This is a genomic window from Shewanella chilikensis (assembly GCF_037953065.1).
Taxonomy (GTDB): Bacteria; Pseudomonadota; Gammaproteobacteria; order Enterobacterales; family Shewanellaceae; genus Shewanella; species Shewanella chilikensis.
Window position 1 is genome coordinate 3,838,875 of sequence record NZ_CP149966.1, and the last position, 13,249, is coordinate 3,852,123.

Sequence of the window (13,249 nt, forward strand, 5' to 3'; positions counted from 1 at the left end):
TCTGGCAAAGCCCTGCTCAATTGTGGCAACAATCTGGCAAGGCAACAGATAGCTTTCCTGTTGCTGGCGAGTGTTGCATACTTGAGGTAGGTCGGATAACGCAGAGAGCCAATGACTGTGCAAGCCAGTCTCTACAAAAGAGAACGCCACGAGGACTTATTCGCACCTTCCCTAACTTTACAACTCTATAAGCGAAAGGAACTGCCATGTTTAAGCCCAGCCTGGCCATAACCCTGCTATCGGGTACTCTGGTTTCTCTGTCGGCTCAGGCCGGTGTCGAAGAGGATCGCCTGCCTGCCGCCAACGAAAAAATGCCTCAAGTGGTCCAGCGCTATCAGGCATTAACAGATGATTTGGTAACCAAATACCGCCAACATACCGATGAGCTCAAGGTGACCCAGATGGTGGCGCACCAGGGGCAACGCCTGTGGCAACAGGCGGTCAGAGATGTGCAGTCGGGTCACAGCGACGACCGCTCCCTTTACTGGAGCCGGTTGCAGATGCGAGCAGAGCTGGGCAAACAGTCGCCCAAGTTCAATATCGCCTCCTGGCAAAGAGAAATACTGACCAAGGCGGTGGAAAAGTCATCCCGAGGTTTCAGCGATATCGACTTTAAGGATGATGCCAGCATCAAGATACTGCTAACCGGATTCGACCCCTTCTTTCTCGATCGCAATATAGAGCAGAGCAACCCTTCAGGTCTGGTCGCCCTGGCATTGGATGGTTACCGCTTTTCGGTTAACGGCCGTCAGGCACAGATAGAGACAGTGATGATCCCGGTACGTTTCGCCGACTTTGATGAGGGCATCATAGAGTCGCTGTTGACCCCGGTTTACCGCGACAATAGTGTCGACATGGTGGTCACTGTCAGTATGGGGCGCAGCGACTTCGATCTGGAACGCTTTCCGGGCCGCAACCGCAGCGCCGAAGCTCCGGACAACCGCAATATTTTCACCGGCGCCAGTAAGCAGCGCCCTCTGCCCCCCAAGCTGGAAAACGATACCCTCAATGGCCCAGCGTTTGTCGAATTCTCCCTGCCGGTAGCGGCCATGCAGAGTATAAACGACCGCTGGAAGGTCAACGACAACCATACTGTCAGCACCCTTTCCCGTGGCGAGTTTCAGGCAAGCAGCCTGAGCGAACTGCAAAACAGCACTTCGGTGGAGGGGTCTGGCGGCGGTTACCTGTCCAATGAGATCTCCTACCGGGCTATCCTGCTGCAAAACCAACTCGGCAGCCGTATTCCCACCGGGCATATTCATACCCCGAGCATTGCCGGTTTTGAAGCCGATACCGAAGCGGCAATTGTCGAGCAGGTCAAAGCCATGCTGACAGCGGCGGCCAAAAGTTTATAATCCCTGATTCAACAGAGGCGCAGTTGCGCCTCTGTCTATTCGCCGTCAATTCATGCCAATTCGAGTTTCTCATGCTGAGTCAGTTGTTCAGAACCCTTAAAAGCGCCAGCACTTCTGAATACCATCAAGTGTCTGAGCCGCAACCTCAACCGGCCGACAGTGAAGCGCAGCTAGCTGTGCTCGATGCAGTTGAGCTTTGCTATCTCAAGGCGGAGGCCGCGCTGGGGCATGCACTAAAGCGCCCTTCGGTCAGTTTTACCCTGCGAGGCCGCAGCGCCGGTACCGCTCATCCAACCGAGAACCGCTTGCGCTTCAATCCAGTGCTACTGGAGCAAAACCTGCACACCTTCACCCATGAGGTGGTTCCACACGAGATCTGCCACCTGCTCTGTTTCCAACTGCATGGCAAGACCCGACCTCATGGCAAGGAGTGGCAGAGCCTGATGCGGCGGATTTATGGCCTGGCGCCGCGTACCACTCACTCGATGGATATCAGCTCGGTCAAACCCAGGGCCCTACCCTATCAGTGTGGCTGCGGCGAGGTGGAACTAAGCATCCGCCGTCACAACAAGGTCATGCGGGGTCAGGCTAAATATCAATGCCGCCGCTGCGGCAAACTGCTAAGCCCTCAGCCATCCTGAGCCAAGTTGCCAAGCCTGGCGGCTTCTTTTACTATCTGCAGCAACAATTTTAAGTCTGACACCTGAAGTATCGGCTGTCGGCATCCTTAGTTATGATTTTAGGGAACAGCGTGATTTCATTCCTTCAGCGGCCGCTTGTGGCCCTGTCGCTGCTTTTGGCAGCCTCTTCTGTGCTGGCATCGCCCAGCCATCCCAGCAGTTTTTCCGAAGCCAAAAAACGCGCCAGGACTATCTACAGCCAAAACCTGCCGGCAGTCAGTTTCTACTGTGGCTGCGCCATCAAAATGGAAGGCAAGAAATGGCAGCCTGACTTGGAAAGCTGCGGCTATCAAATCCGCAAACAGCAAACCCGCGCCAACCGCATAGAATGGGAGCACATAGTACCTGCCTGGGAGTTTGGCCATCAGTTGCTGTGCTGGCAAAACGGCGGTCGCAAGAACTGCAGCCGTAACGATGAAACCTTTAAGCGCATGGAGGCCGACCTGCACAATCTGGTGCCTGCCGTGGGTGAGGTCAATGGCGACAGATCCAACTTCAGATTCAGTCAGTGGAACGCCAAGCCAAACCAATATGGCCAGTGTCAGATGACCATCGACTTCAAGGGCCGTAAGGCAGAACCACCGGCGCAGGCAAGGGGCCGCATCGCCCGAACCTACCTTTATATGCAGCAAACCTATGGGCTCAAGATAGCCTCCAGCCAATTAAAGTTATTCAAGGCTTGGGACAAAAGCTATCCAGTTGATACTATTGAATGCCAACGAGATCAGGCGATTGCCGCCTCTCAGGGCAATCACAACCCATGGGTGCAGGCTGCCTGCAGCCAAAGTGCCTTCAGTGGCAGAACACATTAAGCCTAAGGAACACAGAGCATGAGAGTGCCGAGAATTTATCACCCAGGCCCGATAACCGCGGGGCAAGTCCTGTCATTGGATGATGATGCCAGCGCCCATGTCGGCCGAGTGCTGCGCATGTCCAGCGGCGAGCAGATAAGCCTGTTCAACGGTGATGGCAAAGACTATCCGGCCACTATCATCAGCGCCGGAAAGAAAGCCGTGGATGTACACGTGCTGTCTGCCATGGACAATCCCTCTGAGTCCCCCCTGGATCTGCACCTGGGACAAGTGATCTCCCGCGGCGATCGCATGGACTTCACCTTGCAAAAATCGGTAGAGTTGGGGGTTAACACCATCACACCACTGTTTTCAGAGCGTTGCGGCGTTAAACTCAGCGGCGATAGGTTAGAAAAGAAACTGCAGCAGTGGCAAAAAATTGTTATTAGCGCCTGTGAGCAATCCGGCCGTAGCCGGGTTCCTGAAGTGAGACCCGTCATGGAGCTGGCCGCTTGGTGCGCCGAGCCGACGACGGCATTAAAACTCAATCTGCATCCCAGAGCCGCTCACGGCATCAATGGCCTTGAGCTGCCAAACAACAAGGTGCGTCTCTTGATAGGTCCGGAAGGCGGCCTGTCGGAGCAGGAAATTACCATGACAGAAACCCAGGCATTTACCGAAGTTCTGCTCGGCCCCAGAGTACTGCGCACCGAAACCGCGGCACTAACCGCCATTACCGCATTGCAACTCAGATTCGGCGATCTGGGTTAACCATTTTCCGCCCGGTGGGCGTAACGAATAAAGGAAAGGCATCATGATCAAGCTCGGCATAGTGATGGACCCCATCAAAGATATCAACATCAAGAAAGACTCCAGCTTCGCCATGTTGTTGGCGGCGCAGTCCCGCGGCTATGAGATCTTCTATATGGAGATGCAGGATCTGGCGCTGCTGCAGGGTGAAGCCTGGGCCAAGATGCGGCCACTCAAGGTTCAGGAAGATCCCACTGATTGGTATCAGTTGGGTGAAGCAACCGACACGCCGCTCAAGGAGCTGGATGTGATTCTGATGCGTAAGGACCCACCGTTCGATACCGAATATATCTATGCCACTTACATGCTGGAGCGCGCCGAAGAGGCCGGGGTATTAATAGTCAACAAGCCACAGAGCCTGCGTGATGCCAATGAAAAGCTGTTTACCGCCTGGTTCAGCCAGTTTACCCCCACCACACTGGTCAGTAGTGACCCGCAGCGGTTACGCGCTTTCCATGCCCAACATGGCGATGTGATCCTCAAGCCGCTTGACGGTATGGGCGGCACATCCATATTCAGGGTCAAGCAGGACGATCCCAACCTGGGGGTTATTATAGAAACCCTGACCAACTACGGCCAAAACTATGCCATGGCCCAGGTATTTATTCCCGAAATCACCAAGGGCGATAAGCGTATTCTGGTCATCGACGGCGAGCCTGTGCCCTACTGTTTGGCGCGGATCCCCAAGAAAGGCGAAACCCGCGGCAACCTGGCGGCCGGTGGCAGCGGTGTTGCCCAGCCTCTGTCAGAAAGTGACTGGGCCATCGCCAGAGCCCTGGGCCCAGAGCTTAAAAAGCGCGGCCTGATCTTCGTCGGTCTGGATGTGATTGGGGATAAGCTCACCGAAATCAATGTCACCAGCCCCACTTGCATCAAAGAGATTGAAGCGGCTTTCGATGTCAATATCACCGGCATGCTGATGAATGCCATTGAGCAAAGACTGCAACAAAAACAACAAGGATGAGACTCTGATGAAACTGAGCCAACTCACGGGCGCATTGCTGGGTCTGACATTGCTGCTGCCACTGGCAGCCGATGCCAATCAGTTGCCCAATCCCGCCCCTTCCAGACCCCAAAATATCGTGATCATGGTCGGTGATGGCATGGGGCCGGCTTATACCAGCGCCTACCGGTATTTCAATGACAACCCGGATACCGAAGAGATAGAACAGACGGTATTCGATCGCCTGTTGGTCGGTATGGCCAGTACCTACCCCGCCAGAGTCAGCGGCTATGTCACTGACTCGGCCGCCGCGGCAACTGCGCTGGCAACCGGGGTGAAAAGCTATAACGGCGCTATCTCGGTCGACACCCAAAAGCAACCCATCCCGACCATAATGGAAAAGGCCAAGCAGCGGGGAATGAGCACAGGAGTGGCGGTCACTTCCCAGATAAATCACGCCACGCCGGCGGCCTTTCTGTCTCACAGCGAAAGTCGAAAAAACTATGTCGAGCTGGCCAACAAGTATCTGGAGACGGATGCCGATGTGATGCTGGGGGGCGGCCAGAAATACTTCGATCAGGAGCTGCTGGCCAAGTTTGATGCCAAGGGCTATCAAATTTTGCAGGAGTTCAGCGCGCTTGAAAGTATCACACAGCCCAAGGTAATGGGCCTGTTTGCCGAAGTGCAATTGCCCTGGGTGCTGGATGACAAGAACGGCCATCGCCTCAGCGCCATGACAGGCAAGGCGCTGGAGCTCTTGTCACAAAACAACAACGGCTTTGTATTGCTGGTCGAAGGCAGCCTGATCGACTGGGCCGGTCACAATAACGACATCGCCGCTGCCATGGCGGAGATGGATGAATTTGCCCGTACCATGGAAGTGGTCGAGCAGTTCGTGCGCCAAAACCCCAATACCCTGATGGTGGCCACCGCAGATCACAATACCGGCGGTCTCTCCATCGGCAGCAAGGGCAAATATGCCTGGAATCCAGAGGTGCTCAAGGGGCTGTCTGCCAGTATTGATACCCTGGCCGCCGCGGCGTTGACCGCAGAAGACTGGCAAGCACCGCTGGCTCAAGGCCTGGGCTTTGAGCTGGAACCGGCGTTGCTGGAGCAGTTGACCAAGGCCAGAATGCAAGGCAAAGAGACGCTGGCCAGCGCTATCAAACAGGAAGTAGATCGCCGCTCCAATACAGGCTGGACCACTGGCGGCCATACCGGCACAGATGTGCAGGTGTTTGCCACAGGCCCGGGCGCCGAACTGTTTATCGGCAACCAGGACAACACGGATATCGCCTCCAAACTGATAAGCCTACTGCCCAAGGGGCAAAGGGCTGCTCAATAATGCTTAACCATAAAAAAGCGGCTGCGGCCGCTTTTTTATGTTTGCTGACTATAACGCTTGCCCGCTGCCACCACTGATTGGCTATAATGCGCAGCAGATTTTATCCTTGGAAGTTCTCCTATGTTGCTGACACCGCCATCGCAATTACTGCTGCGCAACAGTGCGCTTTTTGAAGGCCAAAGCCTGCTGCTGCTCAACCATGAAAGCGACAGCTGCGCCAGAGAGCTTTTGAACCTGTGCCCCAGAGTCGATGCCCTGGCGCTGGATTTCAATCACTTCCAACAGCTTAAGTCGCAAGCCAAGGCCGAGCTTCATTGTTACTTTGGCCACCAGTTGCCCCATACTGACAGGTTCGAGACAGTTGTGGTCTACTACCCTAAGGCCAAGCCGCTGCTTGCTTATCTGCTGGAACTGGCAGCGCTGCACCTGCAACCGGGAGGCCAGCTGCTGGTCATAGGGGAAAACAAAGGTGGGATAAAGTCGTTTGCCAAGCAGCAAAGTCACTGGTTCAGCAATCCGATCAAACTGGACAACGCCCGTCACTGCCTGCTGTTTGCCGCCGAGGCCATCGCCAGCCCAACTGCGCTGGATATTGAGACCTATGTCAGTCATTACAGCTTGCCCACTCCCCAAGGGGATGTGCAAATCTGCAATATGGCCGGAGTATTCAGTGAAAAACGTCTGGATCTGGGCACAGAGCTGTTGTTGTCCCATCTGCCCAAGCTTGAGGGCCGGGTATTGGACTTTGGCTGCGGCGCCGGAGTGATTGCCGCCGCCCTGCTCAAGGCCCAGCCGGAGCTGAGCCTGGAATGTGTCGACATCAATGCCATGGCGCTGCTGTCCTGTGAGCTGACCCTAAAGGCCAATGGCCTTAGCGCCAAGGTCTATCCATCAGATGGCTTGAGCGCCACCCAGGGCGAGTTCAATGCCATCATCTCCAACCCGCCGTTTCACGATGGTTTGGCGGCAACTACCCATATTGCCGAAAGCTTTATCACCGACAGCGCCAAAAAACTCACAGACAGAGGAGTATGGCAGATAGTGGCCAATCGTCACCTGCCATACAGCGACACAATAGCGGCCCATTTCGGCAAGGTGAATGTCATCGCCGAAAACAACAAATACAAGCTTTACCGGAATACCAGTGACAAAAAGTAACGCCGAAAAATTTTGGTAACTTTTCGCTAAGAGATCAAAGATTTTTATAAGTATTCAGGGCTATTATCTTTTGAATAACTGCTAATGGGATGTTAACAACAGGCTTCGTTTCGGCGAGCTTATGTTGTTATACTCAATAGCAGTCGGAAAAATAATAATAGTACCGTTCCGCACAGGAGTTGACTCAGTCGATAAGAGCCCCTGTTTTCCTGTTATGTCATGGCACACACCATGGACAAACAGTTTCTTACTCGAGTGGCAAACATATTCAAGCTCCAAAGGAAAGGTATAACTAACCTGGATACTCTAATATGCTGGCGCCGGATCTCGTTGAACTCAGCAGTAACATGCAATTTGCCGAGCTGAGGCTCATCCCCAAAACCCATGGTCCCGTTACCGAGGAAGCCATTCGTCATCTGCTGGCATTACCTGACTTTGCCAAGCTTTACCCCCTGGACAGTCAAATTGTTAAAGCCGTCAAAGAGATCAACAAGCTCTATGCCGAAGAAGATGGCCAATTCGAGCAATTTTTTCAGATAGCCGAGCGTCGTGACGGCCAGATATCACTCCAGCCGAGCAAGGATAAGATGCAAGCCGCCATGACCCTTACCGCCGCCTGGGGCGGTAAAGAGATCACCCTGCCGGACATTCTTCGCCGTCTCAAGGAAGATAAGATCTGCATGGGACTATCGAAAATCAAGATAGAAACCATGCTCAAACGCCTGAAGCAGAGTAAACCCGGTGAAACCATAGAAGGCATAATTGCCTGTGGCAAGGCCGCAGTGAACGGTAGCCATGCCAAATTGGATCGCAAAGTCCCCCTGGCCCGTGAACGCCTGTTGCACCCTCAGGAGCGGGAGGATGGCACTGTGGATATGCGTAACTTGGGCGCCGTCATCATGGTCAATAGCGGCGATATTTTGATGGAGAAGATCCCCGCCACCCAAGGTACCCCAGGCTACAATGTCTTCGGTGAAGTACTGCCGGCCAAGCCAGGTAAAGAGTTGGAGATGGTGGTAGGTAAAGGTACAGAACTCAGCGCCAAAGACAGCAATAAGCTTATCGCCACTGTAGCCGGTCAGCCGGTGGAGATCCGCAACGGCATGCAGGTGGACGATGTGCTGCAGATAAAAGATGTCGACGTGGGCTATGGCAACGTCGACTTCAAGGGCAGTATCCTTATCAGTGGCGACGTCCATGAAGGGATGCAGGTCAAGAGTAGTGGTGATATCACTGTGATGGGCTTTGTCGACTCGGCGTCCCTGACGGCAGAGGGAGATATCACCATCAGCAAGGGGATTATAGGTCGGCAGATCCGCACCAATGAGCTATCGACCCAAATAAGAGCCAAAGGGCAGATTTCGGCCCAGTTTGTGCAATATTCTGATCTTCAGTGCCAAGGCGATATTCTGGTAACCAAGCAGCTATTGCACAGCTACAGTTGCACCGATGGCAAACTGATAGTCAGCGATGCCAACGGCCGTCGCGGAGACCTGGTGGGCGGAATAGCCAAGGCAGAAAAAGGTATCAAGGCCGTCGCCATAGGCGCCACAGCCGATACCAAGACAGATCTCTTCTGCGCCATGCGTTTGGGGGAATACCGCCAAAACCTCAAAGAACTCGAAGAGAGTGTTAGGGTTCTGGTAGTAGCCGGGCTGGAGATGGAAGCCCGGCTGAGAAAACTGCCGCCCAAGAGTGAATGGCAAACAGATCCTACCATGGTCGAACAGATCAAAATGATGCTGCAAGAGAAACATCGTGTCGATGATGAGCGGCTGCGGGAAGAAACCGAACTCGATCTTCTGAAGGCGGAAACTGAAGGTTACTATCGCCATTACTTTGTCGAAGCCCTGAAGCATGTCTACTCCAATGTGGAAATTCACATAGGCCCGGCACAGCAGCGCACTCAAAGGGAACACGGCCCCTGCGTGATTGAAAACCAAAATGGAGAAATCCACTTCGATTACAGCAATCGCGGTTAACCTCAAAGCCTTACGGCTATGGCTCAATCTGACCGGGAAGAAATCATAGCAACACCAAGTCACTGTGTTATGGTATCGGGAACAGCTTATGCGTGGAGCCCCTATGACACAGCCCACCTGGCCCGCCATTCTAAAACCGGCAGATTCAGACGAACTCCTGTTCCTCGAGAATGAAAGAGACTGGTTGGAGTATATCTGCCTGCATCAACACCTGAGTTGCCAGGGCGACCAACTGATAGATTCCGGCGGCTTATGCTATCCCATACTTCCAGCCACTCGCAGCAACGAACCTGTGCTGGCCTCATTGCCGCAAATAGGCCCTAGCCAGTCTCGACTCGAACTCAAAGATCTCAAGCTGTTGGTGCAAAAGCACGCCGCCGCGCTCGGCAGCTGCTGCGTGGCCAAATTGGCCTTTATCACTTTTCCACAAGGGCTGGAGATGGTGCGTTATCTCGACAATCTCTGACAAAGCCCTGCGCCCACGGGTATAATCGGCGCGTTTTCTCTCACCGGAGTCATAGATTTGCAACTTCTGAAAATAGATTGCTTAGGGAAGCCTCTGAGGCTGGAAGGTTCCATGGCAGGTTGGCAGCAACTCTTTTGGGATAACCAATTGGTATCACAACAAGCCGCCAGCGCCAATGACCAAGGCAGCGGCCGCCATGAGTTCAGTCTTAGTCGCACCGATGGCAGCAGCATCAAGGTACGCCTGGAAACCCAGCTCAACTGGCAACCCTTTGAGCTGAGCTATCGTTTGCTCATCGATGAACAAGTCACGATTGAAGGCAGGCGCAACAGCAAAGATATTGAGCGGCAAACACCGGACATAGCGCCGGTGAAACAGCAGAAACTGAGTCTGGTGGGGCTGGTGTCTCTGGGCTTCAAACTGCTCAAGAGCGCCAAGGTGATCAAGGTCGTACTGGCCGGGGCCAGTATTGCCGCTTATTCTTGGCTGTTTTCACTGCAGTTTGCCCTTGCCCTTATTGCCTGTCTGGTGTTTCACGAATACGGCCATATCCGGGCGATGAAGTATTTTGGTATGAAAACCAAAGGTATCTACCTCATTCCCTTTATGGGCGGCCTGGCCTTGTCCGATGAGAAGATCAACACCCGCTGGCAAGATGTGGTGATCTCCATCATGGGGCCAACCTTTGGCCTGTTAATGTCCCTGGCGGCACTCGTGGCCTACTGGATCACGGGCAATCCCTTCTTTGCCGGATTGGCGGCCTTTAACGCCTTACTCAATCTGTTCAACCTGTTGCCAATTCTGCCGCTGGACGGCGGACATATTCTCAAGAGCATCAGCTTTTCAATGAACAGCGCCATCGGCCTTATCGCCTGTATTCTCGGTGCCGCCATCGGAGTATTTATCAGCTACAGCCTGGGGCTAGCGCTGCTGGGGTTCCTGTTGCTGATAGGCAGCGCCGAGATTCTGTTTGAGTGGAAACAGCGTCATCAAAGCCATCTGTTGCCGCTGGACAGGTATGGGCAAGTGTTTTCCCTTATCTGGTATCTGTTAACCGTGGCGGCCCTGGTAGGGGTTATCTGGCATCTGGCGGGTAGCGGAGATGATATGCTGGGATTGCCACTCAAGATATTGCAGAGCTGATGCAATATGGCAAACGGCTGCAACAAAGCAGCCGTCTGTAGCCTATATCAGTTAAACGGAACCGGATGGGATCTCACCGAAATCACCGTTTTGGTAGTCACGAATGGCCTGCAGGATCTCCGCCTGGGTATTCATCACAAAAGGCCCCATCTGCACCACGGCCTCACCAATGGGGTTACCGGCCAGAATGAGCAGACCCGCGCCCTTGAGACCGGCTTGCAGCTCGAGAGGATAACGACTGTCGAGCAGCAACATATTACCGGCGGCCAGTTGCTTGCCATCCGGCAGTTGCAATTCACCACTGTGCAGATAGAGCGCCAGTCGCCCCAGATGACTGAGTTCCAACTCGGCTTGGGCTTCCGGCGCCAGCGTCAAATCGGCAATCGCCGCATCGCCGGCCAACCCGGTCAAGGGAGCACTGGCTTCAGTACCGGCGAAACGCCAGTCACCGGCCAGCAGTCTCAGGCTGGCGCCGTCAGTTTCAAGCTGTTGGTGTTCATCGGCTGCGCTGTCCTGATACCTGGGCGGCCGCATCTTGTCCTTGGCCGGCATATTGAGCCAGATCTGAAAGCCATGCAGCCCCTCTTTGGCATCGGCCAACGGCATTTCGGAGTGGACCACACCGCGGCCGGTACTCATCCACTGCACCTTGCCTTCGCGGATGGCGCGGACATTGCCCAGTTGATCCCTGTGCTCAAAGCCGCCCTTGCGGATATAGGTAAAAGTTTCCATACCGCGGTGGGGATGCGGCGGAAAACCGCCGAGATAATCGCGTTCATCGTCGGAGCGGATCTCATCCAGCATCAGATAAGGATCCAGCGCCAGAGCCTGAAAATCGGCGACCCGGCTGATATTGACCCCATCGCCGTCAGAGGTGGGTTGCGCCGGCAGTATTTGCAATATTTTCATCATTGGGCTCCTTCACTTTGGAATAGCCCCAGCTTACTGCCGACAAATAACAACAAAAAGCGCATTTATCCGCTATGAGTCTTCGACTTTATAGAAAGGTCATACCCACCAATAGCGCACCACATGGAAGAAAACCGGCGCAGCAAAACAGACAGAATCCATCCGATCCAGCATGCCGCCGTGCCCCTCTATCATATGGCCCCAATCCTTGACGCCGCGGTCACGCTTGATGGCCGACATCACCAGTCCCCCGGCAAAGCCGAGCAGGTTCACCAGTAAAGCTATGATTGCCGCTTGCCAGGGGGTGAATGGGGTGATCCAGAACAGCGAGGTACCCACCAGCGTCGCCAGCAACACCCCACCGACCAGGCCTTCGAGGGTCTTGGAGGGCGACAGCTTGGGTGCCACCTTGCGTTTGCCAAACAGCTTGCCACAGCAATACTGCAGCACATCGGAGAGTTGCACTACCAGAATGAGCCAGGCGATCAGCAGCAAGTTACGCCCTTCATAGCCCTCAATCTTCAAGGTCATCAGCGCCGGCACTGACGAGACACAATAGACGGCTATCATCAGCCCCCACTGCACCTTGGCGGTACGCTCAAGGTAACGTGTAGTATCGCCGCCAAGTGCTGCCAGAATCGGCATCAGCAGGAACAGATACACGGGAATAAAGATACTGAACATGCCGTACCAATGGATGGCTATCAGCAGGTACTGCACCGGCAAGGCAAAATAGAAGGCGGCGACCAGGGCCGGATAATCGCTGGCCCGGGTCGGTGTCAGGGTTAAAAACTCCCTGAGCGCATAGAAAGATACCAGGGCAAACAGCAATATCACCCCATAGAGTCCGAACAGGAAAGCGATACCTATGGCCAGCACCATCATCCACCAGGCATCGATTCTGGCATTGAGGTTGGCAATAACGGCGTTGTTGCCCTTACGCCAGGCCAGCAAACGACCTATCAGGGTCGCTACCACCAGCAACAGGCCTATACCGGCAAACAACCACAGTGTCTGGTTCATACTTCCTCCCGTGACATCGCCAATAGTGCCAAACGCAAACGCTCGAGAAAGGCCACCTTGGTTTCCTGCGGCTGCAGCTTGATAGGCGTGCCAAAACTCAAAGTGCAGAGCAGCGGCAACGGCAGATAACGCCCCTTGGGCATGGCGCGATTGAGGTTGGCAATCCACACGGGGATCAGCTCCAGATCCGGGCGCGAGTGTGCCAGATGATAGATTCCACTCTTGAACGGCAACAATGGCGCCTCGCTCAGATTACGGGTTCCTTCCGGGAAGAAGATCAGCGAGTCGCCCTCGGCCAGCGCCTTTTCCACCGGCGCCAAGGGATTGCCCTCACCATGGCTCTCTCTTGGAATAAGCACGGCATTGAATACCCGCTGAATAATAAAGCGCCTCAGCGCCGTCTTCTGCCAATACTCGGCGCCGGCAACCGGACGTGTCTTGCGTCTCAGCAAGGCAGGCAGTGATGCCCACAGCAACACAAAGTCACCGTGACTGCTGTGATTGGCAAAGTAGAGCCGCTGATTGTGATTGGCGCGGCAGCCAAGCCACAGGGCACGGGCACCTGTGACCAACCTGGCGGCCGAGGTGATCCCAAAGGCGGTCAATCCCGCGAGCCAGCCGATTAAGGTATCCATAGATAAGGG

Annotated in this window: 13 protein-coding genes; 10 read left to right on the forward strand and 3 right to left on the reverse strand. The window is 54.5% G+C overall.

What is annotated here, in order from left to right; translation table 11 throughout:
* Nucleotides 1-206: 206 nt before the first annotated feature.
* The 10 genes from WKR14_RS17355 (at nucleotide 207) to WKR14_RS17400 (ending at nucleotide 10,673) form a co-directional block, all read left to right on the forward strand.
* Entirely contained in the window at nucleotides 207-1,355 is a 1,149-nt protein-coding gene (locus WKR14_RS17355) for a hypothetical protein (RefSeq protein ID WP_101052771.1), read from the forward strand.
* A 71-nt stretch (nucleotides 1,356-1,426) separates the two neighbouring features.
* A complete protein-coding gene (locus tag WKR14_RS17360; RefSeq protein ID WP_339087045.1) occupies nucleotides 1,427-1,996 on the forward strand; it encodes a SprT family zinc-dependent metalloprotease in 570 nt (189 codons plus the stop codon).
* Nucleotides 1,997-2,091: 95 nt separating this feature from the next.
* Complete coding sequence (locus WKR14_RS17365; protein WP_373296779.1) at nucleotides 2,092-2,847, forward strand: endonuclease; 756 nt, start codon at nucleotides 2,092-2,094, stop codon at nucleotides 2,845-2,847.
* An 18-nt stretch (nucleotides 2,848-2,865) separates the two neighbouring features.
* Nucleotides 2,866-3,597, forward strand: coding sequence for a 16S rRNA (uracil(1498)-N(3))-methyltransferase (rsmE, locus tag WKR14_RS17370; protein ID WP_109248597.1), 732 nt, complete (start codon nucleotides 2,866-2,868; stop codon nucleotides 3,595-3,597).
* A 43-nt stretch (nucleotides 3,598-3,640) separates the two neighbouring features.
* Nucleotides 3,641-4,600 (forward strand): glutathione synthase, encoded by a 960-nt coding sequence (gene gshB / locus WKR14_RS17375; RefSeq protein ID WP_109248596.1) that lies wholly within the window; start codon nucleotides 3,641-3,643, stop codon nucleotides 4,598-4,600.
* A 7-nt stretch (nucleotides 4,601-4,607) separates the two neighbouring features.
* Nucleotides 4,608-5,924: an alkaline phosphatase gene (locus WKR14_RS17380; RefSeq protein WP_286998468.1), complete on the forward strand. Its 1,317-nt coding sequence runs from the start codon at nucleotides 4,608-4,610 to the stop codon at nucleotides 5,922-5,924.
* A 123-nt stretch (nucleotides 5,925-6,047) separates the two neighbouring features.
* Nucleotides 6,048-7,082 (forward strand): class I SAM-dependent methyltransferase, encoded by a 1,035-nt coding sequence (locus WKR14_RS17385; RefSeq protein WP_101052897.1) that lies wholly within the window; start codon nucleotides 6,048-6,050, stop codon nucleotides 7,080-7,082.
* Nucleotides 7,083-7,393: 311 nt separating this feature from the next.
* The gene (locus tag WKR14_RS17390) at nucleotides 7,394-9,064 is read left to right on the forward strand and encodes a FapA family protein (protein ID WP_339087046.1); all 1,671 of its coding nucleotides are present in this window, start codon (nucleotides 7,394-7,396) and stop codon (nucleotides 9,062-9,064) included.
* 103 nt (nucleotides 9,065-9,167) lie between these two features.
* Complete coding sequence (locus WKR14_RS17395; protein WP_224866057.1) at nucleotides 9,168-9,530, forward strand: DUF4144 domain-containing protein; 363 nt, start codon at nucleotides 9,168-9,170, stop codon at nucleotides 9,528-9,530.
* Nucleotides 9,531-9,641: 111 nt separating this feature from the next.
* Complete coding sequence (locus WKR14_RS17400; RefSeq protein WP_226564997.1) at nucleotides 9,642-10,673, forward strand: site-2 protease family protein; 1,032 nt, start codon at nucleotides 9,642-9,644, stop codon at nucleotides 10,671-10,673.
* 51 nt (nucleotides 10,674-10,724) lie between these two features.
* Here WKR14_RS17400 and WKR14_RS17405 read toward each other — a convergent pair whose 3' ends face one another.
* The 3 genes from WKR14_RS17405 to WKR14_RS17415 all read right to left on the reverse strand — a co-directional run bounded on the left by WKR14_RS17405 (nucleotide 10,725) and on the right by WKR14_RS17415 (nucleotide 13,240).
* Nucleotides 10,725-11,582, reverse strand: a complete 858-nt coding sequence (locus WKR14_RS17405) for a pirin family protein (protein WP_339087762.1) — start codon at nucleotides 11,580-11,582, stop codon at nucleotides 10,725-10,727.
* Between the two features lie 99 nt (nucleotides 11,583-11,681).
* The gene (locus WKR14_RS17410; protein WP_025008904.1) at nucleotides 11,682-12,605 is read right to left on the reverse strand and encodes a phosphatidate cytidylyltransferase; all 924 of its coding nucleotides are present in this window, start codon (nucleotides 12,603-12,605) and stop codon (nucleotides 11,682-11,684) included.
* Nucleotides 12,602-13,240, reverse strand: coding sequence for a lysophospholipid acyltransferase family protein (locus WKR14_RS17415; RefSeq protein ID WP_025889733.1), 639 nt, complete (start codon nucleotides 13,238-13,240; stop codon nucleotides 12,602-12,604). The genes WKR14_RS17410 and WKR14_RS17415 overlap by 4 nt, the downstream gene beginning before the upstream one ends.
* Nucleotides 13,241-13,249 lie beyond the last annotated feature (9 nt).